The organism is Bifidobacterium margollesii (assembly GCF_002860355.1).
In the GTDB taxonomy this organism is placed as follows: domain Bacteria; phylum Actinomycetota; class Actinomycetes; order Actinomycetales; family Bifidobacteriaceae; genus Galliscardovia; species Galliscardovia margollesii.
Genome location: NZ_NMWU01000035.1, coordinates 15,484 through 29,711 on the forward strand (window position 1 = coordinate 15,484; position 14,228 = coordinate 29,711).

Annotated in this window: 13 protein-coding genes and 1 riboswitch; of the genes, 4 read left to right on the forward strand and 9 right to left on the reverse strand. The window is 63.5% G+C overall.

Annotated elements, in window-relative coordinates:
• The first annotated feature begins 4 nt into the window (after positions 1–4).
• Positions 5–1,105 (forward strand): CPBP family intramembrane glutamic endopeptidase, encoded by a 1,101-nt coding sequence (locus Uis1B_RS09275; RefSeq protein WP_165782828.1) that lies wholly within the window; start codon positions 5–7, stop codon positions 1,103–1,105.
• Here Uis1B_RS09275 and Uis1B_RS09280 read toward each other — a convergent pair.
• A complete protein-coding gene (locus Uis1B_RS09280; RefSeq protein WP_101617678.1) occupies positions 1,096–1,944 on the reverse strand; it encodes a sulfite exporter TauE/SafE family protein in 849 nt (282 codons plus the stop codon). The two genes, Uis1B_RS09275 and Uis1B_RS09280, sit on opposite strands and share 10 nt — an antisense overlap.
• A gap of 307 nt (positions 1,945–2,251) precedes the next feature.
• A riboswitch (TPP riboswitch) is annotated at positions 2,252–2,350 on the forward strand.
• Between the two features lie 66 nt (positions 2,351–2,416).
• On the opposite strand from Uis1B_RS09280, the gene tenA reads away from it, so the two are divergent.
• Both tenA and dtd read left to right on the forward strand, forming a co-directional pair.
• Complete coding sequence (gene tenA, locus Uis1B_RS09285; protein WP_101617680.1) at positions 2,417–3,124, forward strand: thiaminase II; 708 nt, start codon at positions 2,417–2,419, stop codon at positions 3,122–3,124.
• A 49-nt stretch (positions 3,125–3,173) separates the two neighbouring features.
• Complete coding sequence (gene dtd, locus Uis1B_RS09290; protein ID WP_101617682.1) at positions 3,174–3,659, forward strand: D-aminoacyl-tRNA deacylase; 486 nt, start codon at positions 3,174–3,176, stop codon at positions 3,657–3,659.
• An 82-nt stretch (positions 3,660–3,741) separates the two neighbouring features.
• On the opposite strand, the gene Uis1B_RS09295 is transcribed toward dtd, so the two are convergent.
• The 7 genes from Uis1B_RS09295 to Uis1B_RS09325 form a co-directional block, all read right to left on the reverse strand.
• Complete coding sequence (locus tag Uis1B_RS09295; protein WP_101617684.1) at positions 3,742–4,893, reverse strand: hypothetical protein; 1,152 nt, start codon at positions 4,891–4,893, stop codon at positions 3,742–3,744.
• 88 nt (positions 4,894–4,981) lie between these two features.
• A complete protein-coding gene (locus tag Uis1B_RS09300; RefSeq protein ID WP_101617686.1) occupies positions 4,982–6,337 on the reverse strand; it encodes a hypothetical protein in 1,356 nt (451 codons plus the stop codon).
• An 85-nt stretch (positions 6,338–6,422) separates the two neighbouring features.
• A complete protein-coding gene (locus Uis1B_RS09305; RefSeq protein ID WP_101617688.1) occupies positions 6,423–7,304 on the reverse strand; it encodes an ABC transporter ATP-binding protein in 882 nt (293 codons plus the stop codon).
• Between the two features lie 56 nt (positions 7,305–7,360).
• On the reverse strand, positions 7,361–8,284 hold the full coding sequence (locus Uis1B_RS09310; RefSeq protein ID WP_165782829.1) for a hypothetical protein: 924 nt from the start codon (positions 8,282–8,284) through the stop codon (positions 7,361–7,363).
• On the reverse strand, positions 8,271–8,843 hold the full coding sequence (locus Uis1B_RS09315) for an RNA polymerase sigma factor (RefSeq protein ID WP_165782830.1): 573 nt from the start codon (positions 8,841–8,843) through the stop codon (positions 8,271–8,273). Before Uis1B_RS09315 ends, Uis1B_RS09310 begins: the two co-directional genes overlap by 14 nt.
• A gap of 248 nt (positions 8,844–9,091) precedes the next feature.
• Positions 9,092–9,871: an ABC transporter permease gene (locus Uis1B_RS09320; protein WP_101617694.1), complete on the reverse strand. Its 780-nt coding sequence runs from the start codon at positions 9,869–9,871 to the stop codon at positions 9,092–9,094.
• Positions 9,868–10,629: an ABC transporter ATP-binding protein gene (locus Uis1B_RS09325; RefSeq protein ID WP_101617696.1), complete on the reverse strand. Its 762-nt coding sequence runs from the start codon at positions 10,627–10,629 to the stop codon at positions 9,868–9,870. Before Uis1B_RS09325 ends, Uis1B_RS09320 begins: the two co-directional genes overlap by 4 nt.
• A 133-nt stretch (positions 10,630–10,762) precedes the next feature.
• Here Uis1B_RS09325 and Uis1B_RS09330 point away from each other — a divergent pair, with 133 nt between their 5' ends.
• On the forward strand, positions 10,763–11,299 hold the full coding sequence (locus Uis1B_RS09330) for a response regulator (RefSeq protein WP_101617698.1): 537 nt from the start codon (positions 10,763–10,765) through the stop codon (positions 11,297–11,299).
• A gap of 190 nt (positions 11,300–11,489) precedes the next feature.
• Here the strand turns inward: Uis1B_RS09330 and Uis1B_RS09335 are convergent, their stop codons facing one another.
• On the reverse strand, positions 11,490–14,078 hold the full coding sequence (locus Uis1B_RS09335; RefSeq protein WP_101617785.1) for a DNA gyrase/topoisomerase IV subunit A: 2,589 nt from the start codon (positions 14,076–14,078) through the stop codon (positions 11,490–11,492).
• Positions 14,079–14,228: the final 150 nt, after the last annotated feature.

A 14,228-nucleotide genomic window follows, 5' to 3' on the forward strand; every position in this document is an offset into this window, starting at 1 on the left:
GGCGATGATCGATCCGCAACCGTCCGTTCGTGAACACCGCATGCGAACCATGCATGCCAGACTGCTCGGTGCCGTCCCGCGCGTCCGAGCCGACGATCTCATGACCGAGGATCATCCGATACGTCGTTTCGACGCACCTCGAAGGCTCCGATTCAACCCATGGCTGCGTGCAGCGGCGTTTCTGGGGACGATGGTCGTCGCGACGTTCCTGATCGGCGGGGTCCTCCTACTGGCATTCGCCATGTTCACGTCGGGCGGAGGCGGCCTCGATTCACTAACGTCGATCAAGACCTCGGACCAGTCCTCTCCGGAGGCTCTGATTTCATTGTTCGGCGAAATAGCTGGAGCCATTGTCGCCTATCTCGTCGTGGTGATCGCCATGGAGGGGCGTCGTACCCCGGTGGAGCTCTCACCGTCGCGCGCCTTCGATCTGGTGCGCGGAGCGGTGGTCGCATTCGTCTGCATTGCGGTCTGCATCGGCATCATAGCCCTGTTCGGTGGATATCGGATCGTCAGTTTCAATGCCGCGTACAGTCCGTGGGCCGACCTGATCATGCTGGGTCTCACCGCCGGCGTCGTGGAGGAGATCACGATGCGCGGCATACTGCTGCGCCTGCTGGAGGAAGCGATCGGCTCATGGGGAGCCGTCGTGGTTTCCGCACTGGTGTTCGGTCTGTTGCACGTCTCCAACCCCGACGGTACGCTATGGGGCGGCATCGCCATAACGATCGAGGCCGGATTACTGTTCGGCGCCATCTATCTGGCCACGAGGTCGCTGTGGTGGTGCATCGGATTCCACTTCATGTGGAACGTCGCCGAAGGGCCGATCTTCGGTTCCATCGTCTCCGGCAGGGGAGGGGTGCAGCAATCGTGGCTGATCGCTCAATGGCAGGGGCCGGAACTGCTCACCGGAGGGTCGTTCGGTCTTGAGGCCAGCATCGTGCCGGTCGTATTGCTGGGGGCGCTGGCCATCGCCGTGCTGGTGCATCTGCAGCGGCTTGGTCGCATGATCGAACCGGTGTGGATTCAGTGCAGACGTCTTGCCAGCAATCTTGATCCTGCAGGTAATGCTGCGGCCTCGCAAGACGATGCGATTCAGAAGTAGGTGCTCCAGCCGAGCTTGGCGGCGAGGATCACGCCCGCCAGCACGGCGGCCGCGCGCATGATGTTCTCCGGGATTCGACGGACGATCGGCGGGGCGATGTAACTGCCGATGAAGCAACCGATACCCAAGGCGATGGCGAACGGCCAGTTCACCGACCCGCGGGCGATGAACATGATCGACGCGGTGACGTTCGCGCCGAATCCGACGATGATCTTCAGCGCATTGATTTCCACGAACGGGCCGATCCTGCCCAGATCCAGCATGGCGAGGGCCAGCGTGCCCGCTCCCGCACCGAAGTATCCGCTGTAGACGCTGACGAACACCATGCCGAACCACATCCACCACGGGTCTTTGCGGATATCGTCCCGTACCGCATCGCCGACGACCGGCATGGATGGATCGCCGGCACGGATCGACGTCTCCGCCGTGACGGCGTCGGCCTGCATGCGGTTATGGATTCTCCTGCGAGGGTTGAATGCGATGATCGCCGCGCTGAGCAGGATCAGCGGCGGCACGAGATACTCGAACACCTGCGGCGGCAGGTCGAGCAGCAGTATGCCGCCCGCGAAGCCTCCGGCTACGCCGATGATCGCATAGACGATCACACGGCCGCGGTGACCGGTGAGCTCCCGGCGGGCCGAGATGCAGCCGCCGATTCCCGTACCGAGCACGCCGACCGTGTTCGTGGTGTTCGCCAGCACCGGTGGCACGCCCAACGCCAGCATCGCCGGGTAGGAGACCAGCGACGAGGCGCCGACCGCATAACCGACGAAACCGGCGCCGACCCCGGCCAGCAGCATCCACAGCAGTGTGATGATCGACGCTCCCGCGATGGTCATGGCGAACACCTCCGTATGTCATCCGTATGTCATGCCCGATGATGATTCGCGCCGGACTGCGTTCCGTCGGGGCATGTATGGAACGAAACCGCTAACGTTTTCCTAACGCCGCAAGAGAGCATAACGATCGGTTTCCTCCGTGGCAATGGTCCGTCCGAACAGTGGAATCTTCCGAACAGTGGAATCTTCCGCACCGTGATATCTTCCGAGCAGTGGGGAATGCCGGTTCCGGCCTCCGGAGTCGGACGTCGCGCGGGAATTCGCTTGCGTGCCGGCGCCCTACGGTGCTAGCCTGTGAACGCATACGCGGAAACACTAGGGGTGCCTTGCGCTGAGATGGCTTGCCGCCAATCCCTTCGAACCTGATTTGGCTAACACCAACGTAGGAAAGTGGTTTTCGACGTCGGTCGCGTCTGGTAGTTCCAGTGTGCATGTTCGACAACCAACACCGTCACATCGGAAAAGAGCACAGATGACCGACACCGTTTCATTCTCCCAGCGACTCGTCAAGGCCGGCACACCGATCTTCAACGAAATTCTGAAGCATCCGTTCGTACAGGGTATCGCCAACGGCGATCTTCCCAAGGAGGCGCTGACCTTCTACGTGGGCCAGGACTTCAACTACCTCAACGCGTTCATCAAGGTGTATGCGGGGGCGATCCAGAAGTGCGAGAACCGCAAGCAGATGTCGTTCTTCGCCCAGCAGATCGGCTTCGTGCTCAACAGCGAGATCCACCCGCACCATAACTTCTGCGACGTGGCCGGCGTGGAATACGAGTCCCTGCAGCATGAGGCGCAGGCCCCGTTCACCTACCTGTACAACGAGCACATGTACAATGCGGCTCGCACCGGCGATCTCATCGACGTGGTGGCGGCGATGACCCCCTGCCCGTGGACGTACATCGAGATCGGCAACGAGCTGGTGCGGCAGGGGAAGAACTCCGAGAGCAACGTGTTCAAGCCGTGGATCGACTTCTACGCCAACTTCGACGACGAGGACGGCTCCGTGCTGCCGAGCATGTTCGCGATGCTCGACGCCGAGGCTCCGAAGTATCAGGAGGAGCATCTGGCCCGCACCGAGGAGATCTTCCTCAAGAGCTGCGAACTGGAGTGGGAGTTCTGGGATCAGGCGTGGAACCAGCGCGGATGGCGCTTCGTCGAGCCGAAGAACACGCTCTGACAGGTCCATCGACAGGTCCATCCCGTGGACCCTGTGTCATAATCGGGGCATGAGAATCGTATTGCAGCGTGTTTCGCAGGCCAGCGTGGACGTGGTCAACGAGCTGGGCACGCCGGACGTCACGTTCGAACCCCAGCAGATCGGCCACGGCTACGTGATCCTGGTCGGGGTTTCGGATTCGGACGGCGAACGGGAGATCGCATGGCTGGCGCACAAGGTGCTGTGCCTGCGTGTGTTCGAGGACGAGCATGGCCGGATGAACCGTTCCATTCAGGATGTGGGCGGCGAGATCCTCTCGATCTCCCAGTTCACCCTGTACGCCGACGTGCGTAGGGGCAACCGTCCGAGTTTCGTCGGCGCTGGTGAACCCGAGCATGCGAACCTCATGTGGATAGAATTCAACGAGGCGTTGCGTTCCGGGGGAGTGAAGGTGCGCGAAGGTCGGTTCGGCGCCCACATGCGCGTCGGCTTGGTCAACGACGGTCCCGTCACCATCGTGATCGACACCGAGCGCGACATGCCCCGCAGGGCCTAGCGATCCGATGTCCGTATGTTCCGATTATCGTTTCGATGTTTCGGATCGATACGGTTGCGAGCCCGCCCGGCCATGCGGTCCGCTACAGATCCCTTCTGCGAAATCCTCGCCACGCCGCCTTCACCGCGATGGTCAGAACGACCGCCGAGACCAGCGTTTCGATGCATTCCTGATAGGGAATCACGGCCTTCAGACCCATGTCGGTGAACCACATCGAACGGTTGAGCAGTGCGTGCATCGGCCCGGCCGAGATCAGGTGATAGACGCCCCACCATCCGTTTTGGGAGCATATGGCGGGCAGTGCCCCCGTGGCGAACATGGCGAGCCCCGTCACCGAGAACGCCGAGGCCATGCTCCGACACAGGGTTCCCGCCAGCGCCGCCGCCAGCATGGACACCAGCGTCAGCATAAACGACAGCGCCGTCGATGCGGCCAGATACCCGGCGAGCGTGAATCGCGTCCATGTGAGAAACGGTTGCTCCCCCAACTCGGTGGTCATTCGGTTGAACGGTCCCGAAACGTCCATGCCCCAGATGGGCGAGCCGGCGAACATCACCGCATACGGTGCGATCGCCGACAGGACGAACAGCAGGAAACCGCAGACGCCGATCATTGCCGCGGCGAGCGTTTTGGCGGGGACGATCCTACGCCCGAACCGTGCGGTCATGACGGTCGCCTCGGTTCGCATCAGGCGCTCGTATCCCAGCGCATACAGCATGGCGAGCACGGCGAAGGAGATCGCCTCCCACGTCACGCCGCCGAGTATCACACCGAACAGAGCGTTGTGGATCCGTTCGCTGCCCACGCCGAGATACAGATCCGCCGATCCGGCGGGGAGCCGTGCGCCGCCAGCGCGATCGGCGAGCGTCCGATACTTGCCGAGCATGATGTGCGAAAGCGTGGCGTATCCTTCGTCGTGCAGCAGATCGGCATACCGCGTTCCGATGCCGATGACCTCGCGTCCGGTCGGGACGTCGACATTCCCCTGCAGGGCCTGCAGCAGGCTTTTGCGTCGGGGGCTTTCCGGCAGCCGCCGCAGTCGTTGGTCGAATCCGCCGTCGATGCGTCTGCCGGCCGTGGAGACCACGCGGCCGACGAAATCGACGTCGCCGCGAATCGAGGCCGCATGCAGCGAGGCGAGCGCGATGTTCATGACGGCGCATATGACGAGGAATCCCCATATCATCGGCAGCATCGTGATCTTGTGCAGTTCGTCGCGTATGACCGGCCACATCGGAAGGCTCCGGTATTGGCTGTATCGGGGGCATCGGCCGGAACGGCGTCGTCTTCGCGTATTCGTCGTCATAGGTTTGCCGGCCATGTCATACGCCGTTCGGTTCTCGATGACGCAGCCGGATGCCGTCCACGACCCACAGCGCGCAGGCCGCCAGCAGTACGAGCGCGAACAGCATCGGCTCGTTGCCGGGCAGGGGGATCCAACGGTCCAGCGGGCCGGACAGCAGGAACAGGGCGGGGGCGAGCAGCAGCATCGTCGGCGCGATGCATATCACGGTCGGCGGCACTGCGCGAAGCAGCATGGCGATCACGCCGGAGGATCGCCTCGTCAGAAAGGTCACGAGCATCACCACGGCCAGCGAGAACAGCATCGCGACGGCGGCGCCGCCGATCAGATACGATCGCAGGTTCAGGTCGAACCAGATGAGCTGGACGGCCATGACGCTGATGGCGGGACAGGACATGAGCGTCCGGATCGGCCAGACGGCGGGAACGGCCATCATCAGGCAGACGCCGGCCGATGTGATCAGTGTGGTTGCGGATATGGCGGCCATCTGATCCCAGACCACACGTCTTCCGGTGCGGGAGGCGTATTGCAGGGCCAGCATCCGGCGCTGACGATCCCGCGGAATCAGCGGCAATGTCATGATCAGCGAGCAGATCGGCGGGGCGATGAACATCAGGGTCACGATGCTCGTCACCCCGCTCAGCACGTCGGATCCCAGATAGCCGTAGCGCTCGGTGTGGCCGAAGATCGCGTCGATGCGTTGCGTGACGCCGGACGGCAGCTGCGGCAGCCGCGGCGAACCGTTCAGCGGCCTGCCCTGATCGTCGTAGCTTCCCGGCTGCCTCCCTCCGCCGAACACGTCGGTGATGCTTCGGGCGAACGCCATGCGCAGCTGCAATGCCGCCATGTCGCGTGAACGGCGATCCGTTTCGGCCGTCCGGTCCAGCACCTGCTGCAGGAACGCGATGCGGGAGAGCGTGCGGCTCATGGTTTGATCCGCATTCACCGTCTGCAGCAGAGGGTCGCTGTACACGTCGTTGCCGGAGTCGTCGATCGTGACCTCCACCCTGCCGCCGCCGAATTCAGCCTCCTGGTACCGGTTGAACGAATCGTAGTCGCCGATGTTCGCGGCCCGGGCCTGCGGGATCGCGGCGAGTCCTTCGGAGAACAGTCGCTTCTGCCGGTTCAGCTCGCCGGCGAGTCCCTCCTTCGTCCGTCGGTCGAGATTCGGGCCGTATCGTTCGATCATGTCGGCGATGAAGGCGTTGTCCGCGGAATTGCCCAGGGAGTTCGCGGACTGCGGTGCGTCGTGGGTGAACGATGACGCCTGGCCGATGGCCTGCAGCATGAACAGCGTCGCGCACACCAGCATCACCAGCGTCGGCAGCGGGCGCCAGATCTTGCGCATTTCGGCGAAGAATACAGTAGGATTCATCGGTTTCTCTTTTCCGTGCTTGTTCGCGGCCGTGGCGGCCGGTCGCCCTGTGCGATCAGTCAATATGCGATCAATCAATGTGCGCTCAGTCGCCGTAGGCGATCAGGAAAGCGTCCTCCAGATTCGGCTGGACGGTCGTCGTCGCCGAGGCCAGTTCCGTCACCGAGGGGAACGCGGTGACGCCGGGCAGCCGTGTCGGCGAGTAGACGCGTTGCCGGGTGAACGCGCCGTACTGCACCTCGCTGAGCAGTCGGCATCCGTCGGGCAGCGGATCGGATGCCGGCATCTCGTAGATGTGCCCCATCAGCGTCGTGCAGATGTCGGTAGGCGTGCCGTTCGCGATGATGTGCCCGCCTCGGATCATGATGACGCTGCCGGCGATGGTTTCCAGATCGGAGACGATGTGCGTGGACAGAATCACTGTGCGCCGTACGGCGAGATCGTGGATGAGATTACGGAACCGCACGCGCTCCTTCGGATCCAGTCCGGCGGTCGGTTCGTCGAGAATCAGCAGCTGCGGGTCGTGGATGATCGCCTGCGCGATGCCGACCCGCTGAATCATGCCGCCGGAGAGCGAGCGCATCCTCCGATCGGCCATGGCAGTGAGACCCACCATCGCGAGCATCCGGTCGATGCGTTTGTCGACGCGGCTGCGCCGGATGCCCTGCAGCGCCGCGACGTAGCGCAGGAACTGCCGTGGCGTGTAGTTCGGGTAGTAGCCGAAGTCCTGCGGCAGGTAGCCGAGCAGACCCCGGTAGCGTTCGTCCATGGCGATGATGTCCTCGCCGTTCCATTGGATCGAACCGGTGGTGGGATACAGCAGCGTGGCGATCATCTTCATCAGCGTGGTCTTGCCGGCGCCGTTCGGCGCCAGCAGCCCGTATACGCCTTCGCCGAAGGTGAGATCGATGTCGTCGAGTACGGTTTGCTCGCGGAATCGCTTGGAGACATGGCGCAATGCCAGCATGGGTATGCCTTTCTCGTTGGTTGGCTGGTCGATGACAGACAGATGCCGGACGGAGGTCAGACGGAGGCCGGACGGGATTGGACGGTGGCGAGCGCGACTCGCGGGGCGAGCTCCATCGGACGCTCGTCGCAGTACCGTCGCAGCATGGACAGATAGATCATGGCGAACAGCGCCGAGACGCATAGGGTCAGCGTCGCGGGAAGTCGCGCCAGCAGGGGCTCCGCGGAGACGCGGAAGAGCGCCATGGCGATGGACGACGCCGCCCACAGAGCCGGCATCGGCATGAGCGACAGGGGTGATGGCAGGCGCAGATCGGCCAGCAGCTGTCCGGTTGCGAACAGGAACAGGGAGCTGAACGAAACCCCCAGCAATGTCGGGAACGAAACCCGCAGCGGGGATTGGAGCGACACCGTCGCGGCGAACAGGACCGTGCCGGCCGCCGAGATCAGGCTGAAGGCCATCATGCGCATCGCGCGCAGACGTCGGCTTGGCCAGCGATATGTGCGCAGCAGCTGATCCATGCGGGCCTCGCGTTCCTTCCACACGGTCAGCAGGTTCACCAGCCCGTACATCAGGGGCGAGATGATGAACGTCGGTACGTACAGCATCCGGCTCCGCCAATCGACCTCGGCGTCCACGATGGGGGAGAAGCCTCCGGATGCAAGACCGAACACGCCGCCCCACGCGACCAGCGAGACCATCGCCGCCAGCAGCATGCAGTCCCATAGGCCGAATAACACGTTGCGCCACGACAGCGTGCCGGTCACATCGGCCAGCAGGTCGATCAGCCGGGTGCGCGAGGGCAGTCCCCGCTCCACGATCAGCCGGATCCGCCGTCGGTCCGGACTGGCGTCGAACCGCATGCCGGCCGCGTCGTCGGCCAGGCTCATCAGCTTGGCCTCCAGGGCCTGCGATTCCTTCGAATCGTCCGCCATGTCATTCGTATTCATGTCATTCGTATTCATGTCATTCGTATTCATCGCCGAACTCCTTCCGTATACGGTTCAGCAGCCGGTAATGGCGGGCCTTCACCGCCGGCTCGGGCATGTCCATCGCCGAGGAGATCTCGGGGAAGCTCATTCGCTCGTAGATGCGCAGCCGCCAGATCACCTGAGTGCGTTCGTCCTCATCCGCGATCGTCGATTCGATGCGTTCCAGCAGATCGGCATCGGCCGCCTGCGAAGGCACGTTCTGGCTGGAACGCGGTTCGGACGACGCGCTGGCGTCCTCCACGGACAGCGGCGGAGCCGGCCGGGATCTTCGCCAGTCGATTACCCTGCAGGCCGCGATGCGATACAGCCAGGTGGCGAACGCGCCCTTGTCGGGATCGTACGAGGACAATGAGCGCAGCGCGGTGATGAACGACTCCTGCACGATGGCATGGGCCTCATCGGCGTCGCGCAACTGACGGGAGACGAAACGCAGCAGCGCGTCGTAGTAGGCACGAACCAGACGGTCGGCCGCGCGACGGGAACGCCGACGTACGACGGCATCGATCAGTGTGCGTGTGCCGCGCGCCGACAGTGGTCCGTCCCGCATGCGTCCGTCACCCCCGTCTTCCGTATGATGCTTCGTTTCCTGAATCTCGTCACTGGAATATACGGATGGACGCGATGAATCGTTGCGGAGGGATCCGGTTCCCGCCTTCCGGGTGTGTCGCATGTGGAGCCTTGCGGGATGCGGAACCGCGCGGCGTACGGGGCCTATGCGAAACTCGTGCCCGGAACCGTATGACGGAACGGCCGCCGGGCCCGGTCACAGGGAACGCCCGCGAAGGTGCAGGGTGATCACAGCGCGTACTGGTCGTCCTTCGTGAAGCAGGTGCGGTAGACCATCGCCATGATCAGTCCGTCGGCCAGCAGGGTGAGCGCGGCGATGGCGGCGAACACCACGAACTGGTATTTGCCCGCGTTGAGCGGGTCTCCGCCGGCGATCACCTGTCCGGCCATCATGCCCGGAATGGTGACGATGCCCGCCGAGGCGAGCGAGGCGTTGGTGGGCAGCAGTCCCAATCGGATCGACGAGACGATCGAAGGCCGGGCCGCCTCCCATGTGGTGGCGCCGAGCGCGAGCATGGTGTTCACCTCGTCCCGTCGATCCCGCATGCTTTCGTAGAACCGGCTCAGCCCCACGGCCAGCGCGGAGACGGTGTTGCCCAGCAGCATGCCGGTCAGCGGGATCACCAGCTGCGGCGAATACCAGGGCTGCGGGCGCACGATCAGTTCGGTGACCAGCGAGATCATCAGCATCATCGTGACGGTGAGGCTTAGGAACACCGGGCCGACCAGCCCCTTCGGCACGCCCTTCGCCCTCGACAGCGTGATCTGCACGGCGGCGATCAGCATCACCGCGATCAGCGAGAACGCCATCCATGGATTGTTCGCCCGGATCACGAAACCCATGATGAACCCCATGGCGCACAACTGTGCGAGCGCACGGCAGGCCGACCATAGCAGCGTCCGTCCGATGCCCATGCGCATCAGCCCGGAGATGCCGACGGCCACGGCCACCATCGCCAGCGCCACCAGCAGACCCCATACGTCGATCGCGTAATGTATGCCGCTCATGCCAACGTCCTTTCATGCAGACGACCGTCCGACAATTCCACGATCCTCGAAGCATGGCCGTCCGGAGGCCTATGCCGTATGCGCACCACCGCCATGCCACCGTTCGCCGCACAGGTCATGATCCGGGCTACCTTCTCCGCGTTCTCGTCATCCAGACCGGCGTCCACCTCATCGGCCAGCAGCACGCTCGGTTTCGTCATCAATGTACGGATCAGGCTCACTCGCGCGGCCTGCCCGCCGGAAAGCTCCTGAGGCGAACGGGTCAGCCCGATGTCCTCGCATCCCACGGCGTCCAGAGCCTTGCGAATATCTTCGTCGCCGGGATACGTGGGTGCTGCATCCCGGACGAGGGACAGGATCCTCGTCCTCCACGACGATGCCATGTCAGTCTGCCTTCGGCGTACGGTCAGTGTGAACGGCAGTCGGATCACTTCGGCTACGCTTCCGCCGATCAGCACCGGTTTCTGCGGTAGATACGCGATCTCCCTTCGCCACTGTTGCTTGGAGAATTCCGACGAATCGCGTCCGTTCAGCGTGTAGATGCCATGCGCATGCGGATTCAGTCCGGCGAACGCGGTGAGCAGCGACGTCTTGCCCGAACCGGATGGTCCCGTCAGATCCACGATCCGCCCGGCCCTGATCGAAAACGACGATCCCGAAAAAATCGTCCGTGTCCCGTCCGCGTCGTCCATTCCGCTTGCGGTACGGTCGGAATCCACCGTGCACGACACGTCCTTCGCCGAAAACACCATGCTCATGGCTCTCCACGTTACCTGCGCCCCACGGATTATGAGCATGTCGTGTTTCTTAGTGCCGTCTAAGTAATATCGCCCTTGGATATAAGTCGGGAACGCAACGGGACGGAAACGACGCGCGGGACGGAGGCGACCGATGACGGAGCATGAGATGGCTCGGAGACTGCTGCTGCCGGCGATCATGCTGATCGAGGATGATCCGGATCTCGGATCGATGATGAGCGAGATGCTCGACGTGGACTATCGGGTGGATTGGGCTCGGACCAGACGTCAGGCCGATGAGCTGATGAGAGCGGAAGGCTCCTCAGGATACGATGCATTGATCGTGGACCGCCGTCTGCCCGACGGAGACGGGCTCGACCTGATCCGATCCCTGCGTCGTGCAGGCGTGACCGTGCCGGCTCTGATGCTTACCGCGCTTTCAACGGTGGACGACATCGTCGAAGGGCTCGACGGCGGTGCGAACGACTATCTGACCAAACCGTTCCACATCACCGAACTTGAGGCCCGTCTGCGTGCCTTGCTGCGCGGATACCATGCGCAGAGCGCAAACATGATCATCGGGGACTGGCTGCTCAAATCCGACGCCATGCTCATCGAGGACCCGGACGGGCGAACGGTGCCCCTCACCGATACCGAAACCCATTCGCATCCGCACCCGCGTGGATGGTGAGAAAGACGGATTCGTGGTGCAGGGCAACGCGACAGGCATCTCCCGTTGCATCGTCGAGGTGGAATCCACCTCGCGGGACGGCACCACCATGTTGATCTCCCTGCCGCTTTCGCGATGACGGCTCCTCGTGATGATGGCTCCGAATACGAAAACGGCGGGAGAACGACGTCGATGAGACGGCGGGGATGAATCAGGCGACGACGTCGATGGGGGCGGAGAGTTCCGCGCCCGAGGCGTCCCTGCGCATATCCACGTCGGGCAGATCGATCGGAGCGCCGGAAGACGTCGAGGCGAACGGCGGCCAGACGCCCACCCATGCGCGGATCAACGTGTCCTGTCCTTTGAGGAAGCGTTGCGAGCGCACGCCGCCGGTTCCACGGCCCTTGGTCGGATACATCTCCAGAGGGGTGATCTTGGCGGCACCGTTCTCCGTGCCCTCCAGCGCCTCGGAATCTCCTGCGACGGTAAGCACCACCGCGCCGGACTGGGATGTCAGACCGTCCTCGGTCTCCTCATACGTCCATGCCACCTTTCCGGCGGGAATCACGGTGAACGCCGCCACATGGCATCCCGATGCGAGCCGGATGCCGGCCATGCCTGCGGAGTTGCGTCCCTGAGCGCGCACGTTGCCCGCGTCGAACGTCAGCAGCGAGGAATCCGTGGAGACGAACACCATTCGGTCGTCGTCGGCAGCCGGGGCCGCGAACACCACTTCGTCGCCATCCTTGAGATCGATGACCTGCCAGGAGTCCATCGTGGTGGGCGATTCCCTGTTCCATCGCTTGACCACGCCGTTTCGGGTGCCGATGGCCAGCGGCTTGACGTTTTCGCCGAGCTCGACGGCGGTGACGGCATGCTCGCCGGCGACGGGCTCGGTGCTTTCGGTCGAAACCAGCAGATCGTCCGCCCGCACACCCGAGGCAAGCGAGATCTCGTCGGCGGCGGGCAGCGTCGGCAGATCGCTGACATGAGCCAGCACGAACCGGCCTGCCGAAGTGAGCAGCGCATACTGCGAGGTGGTTCTCGTGAGGAAGATGCTGATGATCTGATCATCAGGCACCCGTCTGGTCGAGGCCGTGCGAGCCCGATAGGCATCAAGCGCGCTCTCCGGGGCCCGCGCGATGCGTCCGGAGGCGCTCATCACCACGGTGCAGGGTTCATCGGCGATGGTGAGCGCGGCGGTGTTGGAATCGCTGGCTTTGGCGGCTTCCTTGGCTGCGGCCTGAGCGTCGGCAACGGTGTTGGCGGTGCGGATCGCGGCCAAAGCGGTCTGCGTGTCGGCGGTGGGCGTGCCCGTCGCCGACACGCAGCCGAGAGCCTTCGCCTCGCTGACCACGGGGGTGAGCTTCCCCTCGCCGTCGGAGTCGAGCAGTACGGTCCGTCTCGGATCCCCCCATTGGGCCACGGCCTCATCCATCTCGCCGGTGACCACGCGATCAAGTTCCTCGTCCGAACCGAGGATCACGGTCAGCTCCTCGATGCGCTTACGCAGATCATCACGTTCGGCCTCAAGCTCGATGCGGCTCATCCGGGTGAGCCGGCGCAGACGAAGATCAAGAATGTACTGGGCCTGTACGTCGTCGAGGTCGAATACCGCCATCAGACGGGTCTTGGCGGTGTCGGCGTCCTCGGAGGAACGGATCACCTGAATGACCTCGTCGATGTCGATCATCGCCAGCAGCAGACCCTCCACCAGATGCAGACGTTCCTCGGCCTTGCGCTTGCGATGCTCGCTGCGACGGCGAACCACGGAACGACGATGGTCGATCCACACTTCGAGCAGCTGGCGCAGTCCCATCGTGTGCGGCCGGCCATTGACCAGCGCCACGTTGTTGATGGTGTAGGAGTCCTGCAGGGGGGTGTATCGGAACAGTTGGGCGAGCACGGCTTCGGGGCTGAACCCCGTCTTCACCTCGATCACGATGCGCGTGCCGTTATGCCGGTCGGTCAGGTCGATCGCGCCGGTGATGCCTTCGAGCTTCTTGCTCTTCACCCCTTCGGAGATGCGTTCCAGCACCTTCTCCGGACCCACCATGTACGGCAGTTCGGTCACGACGATGCCCTTCTTGCGGGCGGTGATGTTCTCCACATGGGTCACCGAACGGGTGACGAACGATCCTCGGCCGGTCTCATAGGCCTCGCGGATGCCGTCTCTGCCGATGATGATGCCTCCGCCGGGCAGATCGGGTCCGGGCACGAACCGCATGAGATCGTCCACGGAGGCGTCCGGATGGCTCATCAGATGCTTGGCCGCGGCCACCACTTCGCCCAGATTGTGCGTGATCATGTTGGTGGCCATGCCCACGGCGATGCCGGATGAGCCGTTGACCAGCAGATTCGGAATGGCGCTCGGCAGAACGGTCGGCTCCTGAAGCTTGTTGTCGTAGTTGCCCACGAAATCGACGGTCTCCTCGTCGATGTTCGCGTTCATGCCGAGAGCAGCCGGCGCAAGCCTGGCCTCGGTGTATCGGGAGGCCGCAGGGCCGTCGTCAAGCGAACCGAAGTTGCCGTGGCCATCTACCAGCGGCAGTCGCATCGCGAACGGCTGGGCGAGACGGACCATGGCCTCGTAGATCGCCGAATCGCCGTGCGGGTGCAGCTTGCCCATCACCTCGCCGACCACGCGGGCGGACTTCATGTACGGGCGATCCGGCGTCAGATTCATCTGACCCATCTGGTACACGATTCGGCGCTGCACGGGCTTCATGCCGTCTCGCGCGTCCGGCAGGGCGCGTGCGTAGATCACCGAATACGCGTATTCGAGGAACGACTTGCTCATCTCCTCGTTCAGCGGCGTATCGACGATATGCTCCTTCACCGTGCGCGGGTCGAAGGACGGCTGCGTCTTGTGCTTTCTTGCCAAATCGAATGCTCCTTATCGGGTGAATCGAATACCCATGATACCCAGTCGCCATACCGTGGACGTCGG